We start from the raw sequence: 12,632 nt of genomic DNA, 5'->3' as shown, positions 1-12,632 counted from the left end.
GACCAGCGGCGTGCGGACGCAAGGATAAGGACGACACAGCGATGAAAAAGACCCAGGTTGCCGTAGGTGTGATTGTGGCGCTCGGCGTGATTTGGACTGGTGCTGCATGGTTTACCGGTAAACAACTGGAAAGCCATATGGATGAGATGTTGCAGAACGCCAACGCGCAGCTAAATGCTTACGCGCCGAACAGCCGTTTGACGCTGAGCTATCAGGATTATCAGCGTGGCGTGTTCAGCAGCAAAACCAAATTGGTGGTGCAGGCCAGCTCGCAAACCAATGACAATCCACTGTTGAAGCCTGGTCAAAGCATCGTGCTGAACGAGACGATCGATCACGGTCCTTTCCCGTTCGCCCAGTTGAAGCGCGGCAGCCTGATCCCAAGTATGGCGTCTGTGCATACCGAACTGGAAAACACCGATGCGGTGAAGAAACTGTTTGAACTGACCAACGGCAAATCGCTGGTCAACGCCGATACCCGCGTCGGCTACAGCGGTGCGACCAATACCGATCTCAACCTGCTGGCGGTGGATTACAACAATCCGCAGACCGGCGATCGTCTGGCCACCAATGGCGGCACGCTGAACATCAGCGCCGACAGCAAAGGTGACAAAGTCAGCCTCGACGGCGACTTCTCCAGCATCGCGGTCACCAGCAAAAATCAGGTTGAACTGCCGGTGCTGTTTACGCTGAATGGCCTGAAGCTGAGCGGCGATACCCATCTCAGCCCGGAAGGCGTGCGCGTCGGCGATCAGTCGATCTCTCTGGATAAACTGGATGCCAGCATTAACGGCCAGGAAGGTTTGTCGCTGGAGAAGCTGAAAACCACCTCGTCCTTCGACAATAAAGAAGGCAAGATTGGTGGGCAGCTGGATGTCGATGTTGACAAGATTACCCTACAGAAGCAGCCGTTTGGTGAAGCTAAGCTGGCGATGAAGTTTGCGCAGTTTGATGCGCAGGCGGTTAAAGCCTTCTCCGATACTTACAACGCGCAGATGCAGGATCTGCTTAACCAGCCGGGCGTGGCGGAAGATCCGATTCGCTATCAGGCCAGCGTGCAAACCATTCTGCGTAATAACCTGCCAACGCTGTTGAAAGGCTCGCCAACGCTGAGCATCGCGCCGCTGAGCTGGAAAAATGATAAAGGGGAAAGCACTTTTAACCTGAACGTGGGCTTTAACGATCCGGCCACCGTGAGCGGCGAAGCGCAGAGTTTGGGTGCCGCAGTGGATCGCGTGCTGAAAACCCTCGACGGCAAGCTGGCGATCAATATGCCAATGGCGACCGAAACCATGCGTCATGTCGGTTTAGCGGAAGGTTATCAGGGCGACGATGCGCAGAAACTGGCGGATCAGCAGGTGAAAGGTTTAGCGGCAATGGGCCAGATGTTCCGCCTGACCCAGCAGCAGGATGACAACATCGTCACCAGCCTGCAATACGGTAACGGCCAGGTCACCATGAATGGCGACAAGATGACGCTGGAGCAGTTTCTGTCACGCTATATGCTGGGCGCACCAACCAGCGAAGGTATGCCAGAGTAATTCATGGGGCGGCCAACTGGCCGCCCTTACACTTCGCCGCGCATCAGCTGCGGTGGCACAATCAAGCTTTGAATTTCCGCTTCCGGCTGCGCCAGCCGCTGCAACATCCGCTCCGCCGCCCTTCTCCCCACATCACGCGCTTCACTACTGACAAAGGTCATGGTGGGATCGTGCAGCTCCCGCTGCGGATCGTCATTAAAGCCCACCAGCGCCAGCTGCTGCGTGTAGTAGCTATCCACCGCGCCTTCACCAAAAGTTCGCCCACAGCGTAACGCGCCAAAATAGCAGCCGAGCGCGGTGCTGCCGTTATGCGCCAGAATCGCGGTGATGCCGGGATGTTGACGCAACAACTGCAGCGTTAACGCTGACACGCTTTGCTGGCGATCGTCGCACTCGATAATCCAGTCGGACCGGAACGATAAGCCGTATTGCAGCAAGGTGGCGCAATAGCCGCCAATCCGCTCGGCGCGCGTCAGTGACGATCCCAAACCGCCCATCCAGGCGATGCGCTGATGTCCCTGTCGAATCAGATACTCCGTTGCCATGCGCGCCGCCTGGCTGTTATCGGGCCGCAGTGAGTCGACATTGTCGAGGCTGCTGGCGCGCGAAGCGCAAACCAACGCGATGTTTTGCTCCTGCGCCTGCGGCACCAGCGTTTCTGCTTGCGCCGCCGCGCCGCCAAGCACAATGCCTTCCGCGCCCTGCGCCACCAGCGTGTCAAAACAGCGTTTAAGGTGTTGTCCGTGCTGACCGCTTTGTGTCAGCACCAGCACTTTGCCCTGCTGCTCCAGCACTTCACTGAGTCCGGCCGTCATCGCGGCATAAAAGGGCTGGCTGAGATCGCGCACGATCAGGCCGATCACGCCGCTTTCGCCGCCGCGCAAAATCGAGGCTGAGCGATTACGCACGTAGCCAAGCTGCTCAATCGCCTGATTAACGCGTATGGCCGTAGCGGGCGAGATGCGCCCTTTGCCGGAGAGCACCAACGACACGGTAGAGACCGACACCCCGGCGACCAACGCCACATCATGAATAGTGGTTTTCTGCTGGGACATAGTGTTCCGTTACCGACGTCCAAATTCAAAGAGATAAAACGTTACACTGATTGCACCAAAAATAAAGCCTGCAATTAGTCACTCTTTGTGATTATAGCCACAAAAATAAGTGGTAAAACGTTTTATCATCCTTGACCACATTGAAGCCTTTTACTTTTATTGCCAGGAGAATCTATGTCCGCCAGCCGCCCCAAAATGTCACTTTGGGAGTTTTTCCAAAGTCTGGGTAAAACCTTTATGTTGCCCGTCGCCCTGCTCTCGTTCTGCGGCATTCTGTTAGGAATTGGCAGTTCCCTCAGCAGTCATGACGTCCTGACGCTAATTCCTCTTCTCGATCAGCCTTTCCTGCAATACCTGTTTATCTGGCTGGCGAAGATCGGCTCTTTTGCCTTTAGCTATCTGCCGGTGATGTTTGCCATTGCCATTCCGCTCGGTATGGCGCGCGAGAATAAAGGCGTCGCCGCCTTTGCCGGTTTTGTTGGCTACGCGGTACTGAACCTGAGTATCAACTTCTGGCTCAACATCAACGGCATTCTGCCAACCACTGATGCGGCGGTGCTGAAAGCCAATAACGTACAAAACATCCTCGGCATTCAGTCCATCGACACCGGTATTCTCGGCGCGGTGATCGTCGGTATCGTGGTGTTCTGGTTACATGAGCGCTTCCACAACATTCGCCTGCCAGATGCGCTGGCGTTTTTCGGTGGTACGCGTTTTGTGCCGATCGTTACGGCGATGGCGATGGGCGTGCTGGGCCTGGTGGTTCCGCTGATTTGGCCATTCTTTGCACGCGCGATTACCGGCCTCGGCTGGGTGATTAACAGCGCCGGAGAATTTGGTCCGATGATCTTCGGTACTGGCGAACGTCTGCTTTTACCTTTCGGCTTGCAGCACATTCTGGTGGCAATCATCCGCTTTACCGATGCGGGCGGCACCATGGATGTGTGCGGCAAAAGTGTTAGCGGTGCGTTAACTATCTTCCAGGCGCAATTGGCCTGTGCGGATACCCACGGCTTCGCCGAGAGCGCCACGCGCTTCCTGTCGCAGGGTAAAATGCCAGCCTTCCTCGGGGGTTTGCCGGGTGCGGCCTTGGCGATGTATCACTGCGCCCGTCCGGAAAACCGTCATAAAATTAAAGGCCTGCTGATTTCCGGCGTGGTGGCTTGCGTGGTGGGCGGTACCACTGAACCGCTGGAGTTCCTGTTCCTGTTCGTCGCGCCGGTGCTGTATTTGATCCACGCGCTGTTGACCGGCTTGGGCTTCACCGTGATGGCGATGCTGGGCGTCACCATCGGTAACACCGACGGCAACGTGATCGACTTCTTCGTCTTCGGCGTGCTGCACGGCCTCTCCACCAAATGGTACTGGGTGCCGGTGATTGCTGCGGTGTGGTTTGTTGGCTATTACGCCATCTTCCGCTTTGCTATCAGTCACTTCAACATCAAAACGCCAGGCCGCGAAGTGGAAACCAACAGCGTAGCGCAGCAGGTTAATCGCGCGGCTGTGGGCAAATCCGGCTTTAATACGCCAGCGATTCTGTCGGCGCTAGGCGGCGTGGAAAACATCGCCTCACTGGATAACTGCCTGACGCGTCTGCGCATTACCGTGGTCGATATGAGCAAGGTGGATGATGCAACGCTGAAAGCCAACGGTGCGATTGGCGTGGTGCATGTAAATGCGACCAATCTGCAAGTGGTGATGGGCCCGCAGGTGCAGTCGGTCAAAGATGAGATGGCACACTTGATGAGCGCGACGGTGTAATGATGCAGGATTTCGCTTTCAATCAGGTGGTGGATCGCCGCGGTAGCTGGTGTACGCAGTGGGATTTCGTGGCCGATCGTTTCGGCGTGGCGGACTTGCTGCCCTTCACTATCTCCGATATGGATTTCGCCACCGCGCCATGCATCCTCGAGGCGCTGCAACAGCGCCTCGCACACGGTGTGTTTGGCTACAGCCGCTGGCAGCATGATGATTTTCTCTCTGCCATTCAACATTGGATGCGCAGCCGTTTCGCTACCGAAGTGGCGGCAGAATCGCTGGTTTATGGCCCGTCGGTGATTTATATGGTGGCGCAGCTGTTGCGCCACTGGACGCAGCCGGATGATGAAGTGCTGATTCACACCCCCGCTTACGATGCGTTTTATAACACCGTCAATGGCAATCAGCGTCGCGTGCTGGAGCTGCCGCTGCAGCGCCACGCTAACGAATGGCTGTGTGACATGACGCAGCTGGAAAGTTTGCTGGCGCGTCCGCGCTGTAAAGTGATGCTGCTGTGCAGTCCGCACAATCCTAGCGGCAAAGTGTGGCGCGAAGATGAGCTGCGCCAGATGGCGGCGCTGTGTGAAAAGCATGGCGTGAAGGTGATCAGCGATGAAATTCATATGGATATGGTGCTGAGTGATGCGCAGCATACACCCTGGAGCCAGGTCGCGCAGTCCGCCTGGGCGCTATTCACCTCGGCCTCCAAGAGCTTCAACATTCCGGCGCTGACCGGCGCGTGGGGCATCATTCCTGATGAGCGCGATCGTCAGGCGTGGTTCCATGCGCTGAAGCATGAGGATGGCTTATCCTCGCCAGCGGTAATGGCGCTTGCCGCTACCATCGCCGCTTATCGCGCGGGCGCGCCGTGGCTGGATGCGCTGCGCGACCATCTACGTGGCAACATGCAGCATATCGCGCAGCGCCTGAACACGGCGTTTCCGCAGCTTAACTGGCAACCGCCCGCCGTGACTTACCTGGCGTGGATCGATCTCAATCCGCTTGGCATTGACGAACAGGCGCTGCAACAGCGTCTGATTCATCAACACAAAGTGGCGATCATGCCGGGTTCGACCTATGGCGCGGCGAGTCGCGGTTATCTGCGTCTCAACGCCGGTTGCCCGCGCAGCAAACTGGATGATGGGCTGGATCGCCTGATTGCCGGGCTAAAATCGTTCTAAAATGCCACGGATGCTGATTAATTCAGCATCCGTTTTGCTGTTTGCGCAAATCGCTGGCGCTGTTGCGCAAGATGTTTTTATAATCCTCTGCACTTTATGAAACTTAAGCGAGTGCGCCATGATTGATCCAAAACTCCCCCTTACCGACATTCACCGCCACCTTGATGGCAATATCCGCGCACAAACCATTCTCGACTTAGGTCGTCAGCATAATCTTGCGCTGCCCGCTGAAACGCTTGATGCATTGCGTCCGCATGTGCAGGTCACGGCTAATGAACCGGATCTGGTGAGTTTCCTGCAGAAACTCGACTGGGGCGTGAAAGTGCTGGGCGATCTTGATGCCTGTCGTCGTATCGCGCTGGAAAACGTCGAAGATGCGGCGCGCGCTGGCATTCACTATGCGGAACTGCGCTTCTCACCGGGCTACATGGCGATGACGCATCAACTGCCGATTGCCGGCGTGGTTGAGGCGGTGATTGATGGTGTGCGCGCCGGCATTCAGCAATACGGCGTTGATGTACGCCTGACCGGCATTATGAGCCGCACCTTTGGTGAAGAAGCTTGCCTGCGTGAGCTGGAAGCTTTGCTGGCACATCGCGAGGGCATCACCGCCGTCGATTTGGCCGGTGACGAACTCGGCTTCCCAGGCAGTGAATTCCTAAGCCACTTTAATCGTGCGCGTGACGCCGGTTTCCGCATTACCGTTCACGCCGGTGAAGCCGCAGGCCCGGAAAGCATCTGGCAAGCGATTCGCGAGCTGGGCGCGGAGCGTATTGGTCACGGCGTGAAGGCGATTGAAGACCGTGCATTGATGGATTTCCTTGCTGAGCAGCGCATTGGGATTGAGTCATGCCTCACTTCGAATATTCAGACCAGCACCGTTTCGTCGCTGAGCAGCCATCCGCTGAAAACCTTCCTGCAGCACGGCATTCTCGCCACCATTAACACCGACGACCCGGCGGTTCAGGGCGTTGAGCTGGCCCATGAGTATGAAGTGGCGGCACCGCAAGCGGGATTGACGGCAGAAGAGATGCGTCAGGCACAGGATAATGGTGTAACCATCGCGTTCCTGAGTGATGCAGAGAAAGCCGCGCTGCGCGCGCGCGTAGCGGGATAAAAAAAGGTGCGCATAACGCGCACCTTAGATCGTAGGGTCGCCATTCCTGGCGATCTTTTAACAGAATTAACGCAACGACAGGGTCTGACGCTTCTCGGCGGACTGCAAGCCCAGCTCGATCAACTCCATCACCTGAATCGCCTCTTCTGCCTGCACCGGATTCGCACCTGTGCCCGCAATCGCATCACGGATACCTGCGTAGTACGCCGGATAGTTACCTGGCAAGGTCAACAGCTCTTTCTCCACCATCACATCGCCTTCCGCCAGGGTCAGCGTGCCGTTGCGCATGTCGTAGCCCCAATCTTCCTGCGGCGGACGTTCACCCGCTTTCAGACGATCTTCCTGCGGATCCAGCCCGTATTTCACGTAGCTGCCGCGCGTACCGTGCACCACAAAGCGCGCGGATTCCGCCGCCACCAGCATGCTGGCATGCAGCACCACGCGACGCGTAGGATAGGTCAACACCGCATGGAAGTAATCGGTAGTTAGCGCGCCCGGACGCAGCTCTGCCATATCGACATTGATCGCGACCGGCGTGCCAAACAGCTGCAAAGCCTGATCCAGCACGTGCGGTCCGAGATCGAACCAAATGCCGCTGCCCGCGCCTTTCATTTCACGCCAGCGCTGTCGCACTTCCGGACGGAAACGGTCAAAGTGGGATTCGAAGTAACGCACTTCGCCCAGCGTACCGTCGTTCAGCAGGGATTTCAGCGTCAGGAAATCGCTGTCCCAACGGCGGTTATGGAACACCGACAGCAGCAGACCTTTGGCTTTGGCCAGCGCATCCAGCTCACGTGCTTGTGACAACGTCACGGTAAACGGCTTATCGACCACCACGTGTTTACCGGCGTTGAGTGCCGCTTTGGCTAATGGGAAGTGGGTGTCATTCGGGGTCGGAATAACAATCAGTTGCAGTGTCGGGTCGTCCAGCAGCGCTTGTGGATCGGAAACCACCTGCACTGACGGCCAGTCAGCATGCACTTTGCTGGCATCGCTGCTTGAGATCGCCGCCAGCTCAACATCCGGCGTACCGGCGATCAAGGGTGCATGAAAGGTTTTGCTGGCAAAACCGTAGCCGATTAGGCCGACACGTAATTTATCGCTCATTCTCATTCCTCTTGTTCGTTACCAGACTGATTTAAGACGAATCAATCTATAAGAACAAGGCGGAATCACCTGAAAACTCAGGAAATAGCACTCCGTGCGGATTGCCAGCTCTCGTGCGCCACCAACGCATCCTGCGCATCCTGGCTGCGGCGGCGGAAGTCGCTGGGGCTGACGCCAACGCGTTTGCGGAACACGCGTGAGAAGTAAAGTTGGTCATCGTAGCCCACTTCACGCCCGACGGAAGCGATCGGTTCCTGAGTGGTTTGCAGCAGCAGTTTGGCGCGGATCACCCGCTGATCTTCGCGCCAGCGCAGCAGATTAATGCCCATTTGCTCGCGGAACAGATGCGCCAGGCGTGAAGGCGACAGGCAAACATGGCGCGCCACTTCTTCAATCTTCACTTCACCCGCCAGATGATTGGTGACGTACTGGCAAGCTTCAATCACGCGCGGATCGCGGATCTGTTGATGGCTACGCGGATCCTCTTCCACCGCGCGCAGCAGCAAGCGCTCCAGCAGATTCATCGCCAGCTCTTCGGCGAAGCGACGTCCGGAGTTGTGAGTTTGCTCGATGCTGGCGAACAGGCGATCAAACTCGGCACGCTGCGCTTCCGACAGACGCAAGCGCCCCACGCCCTGACTTTCATCTTGCCACTGCAACCAATCGGTCCAGTAAGCACGCGGACGGAAATAGACCCAGCGATGGAACCAGCACGGGCTGTCTGGCGCGCGGCCGTAATAGTGCGGGGTTTTCGGTTGAAATAGCAGCAGATCGCCCGGCTCGCAGTCGAAAGCGGATTCGCCATCAAACACGCGCCCCTGACCTTTGATGGTCAGATTAAGGATGTAACCTTTCATGCCGTGCGGACGATCGATAAAGAAATCGAGTGCGTCATTGGCATTAATCGGCGTTAAGCCTGCCACCAGCCAGGCATTGAACGCATAGCCCGGCAATAAGGGATTCTGCTGCTCACTTGGGGGTTCGCGATGGTACATAATGCCCTCACTTTTCCGTTTCGTGGCGCTAAGCGTGCCCACTTTCCGGCACGCTCAGCCTGGGTTATCAGGCGGCTTTACTTTTCTGTTTGTAGCGGTCAAAAATCACCGCCGCTAACAGTATCAAACCGCGCACTACATACTGTGAGAATGGCGAGATATTCAATAAATTCATCGCATTCTCAACCGTGCCCAGAATTAGCACGCCCGCCACTACGTATGAAATTTTGCCGATGCCGCCTTTCAGCGAGACGCCGCCCAGCACGCAAGCTGAAATCACAATCAGCTCGTATCCGAGCGAGGTCATGGGCTGGCCGCTGGTCATGCGCGACGCCAGAATGATGCCCGCCGCCGCCGACACTAAACCGGACAGAATGAAGATGATGATACGCGTGCGTACCACCGGCACGCCGGCCAGACGCGCTGCTTCTTCATTGCCGCCAATCGCCAGCGTGTTGCGACCAAAGGTGGTTTTGTTCAGCAGGAAACCGAACAGCACCATGGTAGCGATGGTGAGCCAAATCGGTGCCGGCACGCCGAGCCAGTTGGCGTATCCGAGGGTAAAGAAGCGCTCGTCTTCAATCCCCACCGCTTTGCCGTCGGAGAAGATGTAAGCCAGGCCGCGCACAATCTGCATGGTGGCCAGCGTGGTGATCAGGGCGTTGATTTTCAGCCGCGCAATGACGAAGCCGTTGATAAAACCGGTGGCCATGCCGAGCAGCAATCCGGCTGCCACGCCAATCCACAGGCTTTCGGTCATGTTGATCACCACCGCGGTGACCACACCGGCGCAGGCAATCACCGACGCCACGGACAGGTCAAAGTCGCCGGAAGCCAGACAGAACAGCATGCCGCACGCCACCATGCCGGACATCGACATCGCCAGCCCAAGCCCTTTCATGTTGATGATAGAACCAAAGTTCGGCACGAAAATGGCACAAACGATAAACAGCAGTGCGAACACCACCAGCATGCCGAAGTTGTCCCAAATCCGCCCCAGTTGTAGCCCGTTGCGCTGCACCGGTGGCGTGTTGGAAGTGGTAGATGAAGCCATTATTGCTCTCCTTTACATCAGGCCACGGCGGCCGCTTGAGTGGTTTTCGGCATCGCCAGGCTCAGCGTCAGCTGCTCTGTGGCCGTATCGTGGGACAGTTCACCGGCAATGGAACCTTCACGCATCACCAGAATGCGGTCGGCTAATCCCATCACTTCCGGCAGATCGCTGGAGGCAAACAGCACCGCAATCCCCTTTTTCGCCAGTTGATAAATCAGGTTGTAGATTTCGTGTTTGGCACCGACGTCAATGCCGCGCGTCGGCTCATCGAGCAGGATCACGTTCATCTCTTCCGACAGCCAGCGGCCCAGAATCGCCTTCTGCTGGTTGCCTCCGGAAAGATTCATGATCAGCTGCTGCGGGCCTGGCGTTTTAATGTTGAGTGAACGAATGTGGATATCGGCGTTTTTCGCTTCCCAGCTCGGTTTGATCAGGCAACCAGCGGTGAGATTGTGGCGACGCGCGCTGATGTTGATGTTATCGCGCACCGAATGCACCGGAATGATGCCTTCAGATTTGCGATCTTCCGGGCACAGCATGATGCCGGCGCGGATGGCGTCGATCGGCTGGCGAATGTTGAGCTTTTTGCCATCCAGCGTCACGCTGCCGCCGCGCAATTTAGTGGCACCGAACAGCCCTTTCATCAGTTCACTGCGTCCCGCGCCCACTAAACCAAACAGGCCAACGATTTCACCGGCACGCACCGTCAACGAAATCGGCGTGCGCACGCCCTTTGCCTCCACCGCGTCCAGCTGCAGACGCACCGGGCCCAGTTCACGCGGCGCGTAACCATAAATATCCCCCAGATTGCGCCCCACCATCGCCTGTACCAAATCATCGTGATGGGTGTTTTTCATGTCGGTGAAGGTGCGCACGTAGCGGCCATCTTTAAACACGGTGATGGCATCGCTCAGGGCAAAAATCTCCTCCATGCGATGCGACACGTACAACACGGTACGGCCCTGCTCGCGTAGCTGACGGATGACGCGGAACAAGTGATCAATTTCGCGCGCCGACAGCGAGCTGGTCGGTTCGTCAAAAGCGATGATGCGCGCGTTACGCGCCAGCGCTTTGGCGATCTCCACCATCTGCCATTGGCCGAGTGACAGGTATTTCAGCGGCATGTCCGGATCGATATCCATGCCAAGATTTTGCAGCTGCAAACCGGCTTCATAGCGCAGCAGTTTGCGATTCACCAGACCGCGCTTGTGCGGCAGCTGGCCGAGATAGATATTTTCCGCCACGCTCATTTCCGGCACCAGATGCAGTTCCTGGTAAATGATCGCCACGCCGGCATCCAGCGCATCCACGGTGGTGTTGAAACTCTTCGGCTGGCCTTTAATGCGGATCTCGCCGCCGCTGGGCTGGTAGCTGCCGCTGAGGATCTTCAACAGCGTCGATTTACCGGCACCGTTCTCCCCCATCAGCGCGTGCACTTCGCCGGCACGGCAGCTGAATGAGATGTCCTGCAGCGCTTTCACGCCGGGAAAGGTTTTGCTGATGCCATGAAACGACAGAAAGGCTTGATCAGTGTTCATGGTGACTCCTCTAAGCCTTCATGCTTCGCACTGTAACTGCGTTGGCTGCGTGAACTTACCCCGGTCACTTACAAAAGTAAGCTCCCGGGGATAAGTGCACTTGCCGCCTTGTTACAGCACGAATCATTTTGGCTAAACATTTAGATGGTGCTGCTCAAACAACGAACAACGTGATTACTTCAGCCCTTTCTTATCCAGCTCGGCTTTGAAGTTATCGCGGGTAATCAGCACCACATCGGTGACCTCGGTGAACTTCGGCGGCTCCTGATCTTTGGTCACCCAGTTGTAGAGCATCTCGCTGCTCTTATAACCGTGCACGTCCGGGCTTGGCAGCAGCGAACCGTAGAAACCGGTGGCGGATCCTTTCGACAGCTCACTCACCGCATCAACACCGTTAATGCCGATACCGATCACATCGGGCGCTTTAAAGCCCTGGCCTTCGGTGGCGCGAACGCCGCCCAGCACGGTGTTATCGTTCATGCCGAGAATCAGCCAGTGTTTCACTTCCGGATGCTGCACCAGCAGCGAGTTACCGGCGTCAAAGGCGCCTGGAATATCATTGGATTTGGTCGGCACCTGATAGATCTGCTTCTCCGGGAAACCGGCAGCTTTCAGCGCGTCCATCGAACCGCTGGTGCGACGGCGTGCGGTGTCGAGTTCGTTGGCGGTGATGGCCATCACGCCGGTCTCTTTCACATCCCAACCGCGTTTCTGCATCTCTTTATACAGTTCCTGCCCCTGACGCTCGCCAATCTTGGTTGCGGCCATCATCACCAATGGCACGGTATCCATCGGCTTGCCTTTGGCGGTCACGAACTGATCATCGACGGCAATCACTTTCAGACCGTAACCGCGCGCTTTGGCGACAATCGCGGAGCCGAGCTTAGGGTCCGGCGTACAGATGACGAAGCCTTTCGCGCCGCTGGCGGCCAGGCTGTCGATGGCGTTAAGGGTTTTCTCACCGTCGGGCACGGCAATTTTGATCACTTCAAAGCCGAGATCCTTGCCGGCTTTATCCGCGAATTTCCATTCGGTCTGGAACCAGGGTTCCTCCGGTTGTTTAACGAGGAAACCGAGTTTCATGGTCTCGGCGATAGCGGATTGTGACATAACCGCAGCGAGACCTAGCGCCGCCAGCGTTTTAGTGAATTTATGCATGATGCTCTCCGGCATAATGTTGTTTTAGGCTGTTATTAACCAATCGGTGTAAACGCTACCAATCAAATCATTCTGTGGGGTACAGCTAAAAATCAGCGCGTTAGCGCAAAGGTTGTACAAAGGCTGCG

10 protein-coding genes are annotated in these 12,632 nt (G+C 56.8%); 4 read left to right on the top strand and 6 right to left on the bottom strand.

Translation table 11 applies throughout. The features are described from left to right. Window positions 1-41 precede the first annotated feature (41 nt). Window positions 42-1,541, top strand: a complete 1,500-nt coding sequence (locus tag DEU53_RS03745; RefSeq protein ID WP_110866063.1) for a YdgA family protein — start codon at window positions 42-44, stop codon at window positions 1,539-1,541. 26 nt (window positions 1,542-1,567) lie between these two features. Here the strand turns inward: DEU53_RS03745 and malI are convergent, their stop codons facing one another. Then, window positions 1,568-2,596 carry a Mal regulon transcriptional regulator MalI gene (gene malI / locus DEU53_RS03740; RefSeq protein WP_110866062.1) on the bottom strand — a complete coding sequence of 343 codons (1,029 nt, stop codon included), beginning with the start codon at window positions 2,594-2,596 and terminating at the stop codon, window positions 1,568-1,570. A 174-nt stretch (window positions 2,597-2,770) separates the two neighbouring features. On the opposite strand from malI, the gene malX reads away from it, so the two are divergent. From malX to add, 3 genes are all read left to right on the top strand, one after another. Beyond that, the gene (malX, locus tag DEU53_RS03735) at window positions 2,771-4,357 is read left to right on the top strand and encodes a maltose/glucose-specific PTS transporter subunit IIBC (protein WP_110866061.1); all 1,587 of its coding nucleotides are present in this window, start codon (window positions 2,771-2,773) and stop codon (window positions 4,355-4,357) included. Further along, complete coding sequence (locus DEU53_RS03730; RefSeq protein WP_110866060.1) at window positions 4,357-5,535, top strand: MalY/PatB family protein; 1,179 nt, start codon at window positions 4,357-4,359, stop codon at window positions 5,533-5,535. Before malX ends, DEU53_RS03730 begins: the two co-directional genes overlap by 1 nt. Window positions 5,536-5,653: 118 nt before the next feature. Then, window positions 5,654-6,652: an adenosine deaminase gene (gene add / locus DEU53_RS03725; RefSeq protein WP_101764511.1), complete on the top strand. Its 999-nt coding sequence runs from the start codon at window positions 5,654-5,656 to the stop codon at window positions 6,650-6,652. Between the two features lie 66 nt (window positions 6,653-6,718). On the opposite strand, the gene DEU53_RS03720 is transcribed toward add, so the two are convergent. From DEU53_RS03720 to DEU53_RS03700, 5 genes are all read right to left on the bottom strand, one after another. Then, window positions 6,719-7,759: an oxidoreductase gene (locus DEU53_RS03720; protein ID WP_110866059.1), complete on the bottom strand. Its 1,041-nt coding sequence runs from the start codon at window positions 7,757-7,759 to the stop codon at window positions 6,719-6,721. 77 nt (window positions 7,760-7,836) lie between these two features. After that, entirely contained in the window at window positions 7,837-8,754 is a 918-nt protein-coding gene (araC, locus tag DEU53_RS03715; RefSeq protein WP_008110234.1) for an arabinose operon transcriptional regulator AraC, read from the bottom strand. Window positions 8,755-8,821: 67 nt separating this feature from the next. Continuing rightward, window positions 8,822-9,808 carry an L-arabinose ABC transporter permease AraH gene (gene araH / locus DEU53_RS03710; RefSeq protein ID WP_008110235.1) on the bottom strand — a complete coding sequence of 329 codons (987 nt, stop codon included), beginning with the start codon at window positions 9,806-9,808 and terminating at the stop codon, window positions 8,822-8,824. A 17-nt stretch (window positions 9,809-9,825) separates the two neighbouring features. Continuing rightward, window positions 9,826-11,346 carry an L-arabinose ABC transporter ATP-binding protein AraG gene (gene araG / locus DEU53_RS03705; RefSeq protein WP_110866058.1) on the bottom strand — a complete coding sequence of 507 codons (1,521 nt, stop codon included), beginning with the start codon at window positions 11,344-11,346 and terminating at the stop codon, window positions 9,826-9,828. A gap of 174 nt (window positions 11,347-11,520) precedes the next feature. Beyond that, a complete protein-coding gene (locus DEU53_RS03700; RefSeq protein WP_101764515.1) occupies window positions 11,521-12,504 on the bottom strand; it encodes an arabinose ABC transporter substrate-binding protein in 984 nt (327 codons plus the stop codon). Between the last annotated feature and the right edge of the window lie 128 nt (window positions 12,505-12,632).

The organism is Pantoea sp. AG1095 (assembly GCF_003208415.1).
Classification (GTDB): Bacteria; Pseudomonadota; Gammaproteobacteria; order Enterobacterales; family Enterobacteriaceae; genus Pantoea; species Pantoea leporis.
The sequence above is the reverse complement of the archived record's forward strand: the minus strand, read 5'-3'. Positions and strand labels throughout refer to the sequence as shown.

Bases quoted from the DNA above. Each gene is read 5' to 3' on its own strand.
- malX (WP_110866061.1), top strand. From the start codon at position 2,771: ATGTCCGCCAGCCGCCCCAAAATGTCACTTTGGGAGTTTTTCCAAAGT.
- malI (WP_110866062.1), bottom strand. From the start codon at position 2,596: ATGTCCCAGCAGAAAACCACTATTCATGATGTGGCGTTGGTCGCCGGG.
- DEU53_RS03700 (WP_101764515.1), bottom strand. From the start codon at position 12,504: ATGCATAAATTCACTAAAACGCTGGCGGCGCTAGGTCTCGCTGCGGTT.
- DEU53_RS03720 (WP_110866059.1), bottom strand. From the start codon at position 7,759: ATGAGCGATAAATTACGTGTCGGCCTAATCGGCTACGGTTTTGCCAGC.
- DEU53_RS03745 (WP_110866063.1), top strand. From the start codon at position 42: ATGAAAAAGACCCAGGTTGCCGTAGGTGTGATTGTGGCGCTCGGCGTG.
- araG (WP_110866058.1), bottom strand. From the start codon at position 11,346: ATGAACACTGATCAAGCCTTTCTGTCGTTTCATGGCATCAGCAAAACC.
- add (WP_101764511.1), top strand. From the start codon at position 5,654: ATGATTGATCCAAAACTCCCCCTTACCGACATTCACCGCCACCTTGAT.
- araC (WP_008110234.1), bottom strand. From the start codon at position 8,754: ATGTACCATCGCGAACCCCCAAGTGAGCAGCAGAATCCCTTATTGCCG.
- DEU53_RS03730 (WP_110866060.1), top strand. From the start codon at position 4,357: ATGATGCAGGATTTCGCTTTCAATCAGGTGGTGGATCGCCGCGGTAGC.
- araH (WP_008110235.1), bottom strand. From the start codon at position 9,808: ATGGCTTCATCTACCACTTCCAACACGCCACCGGTGCAGCGCAACGGG.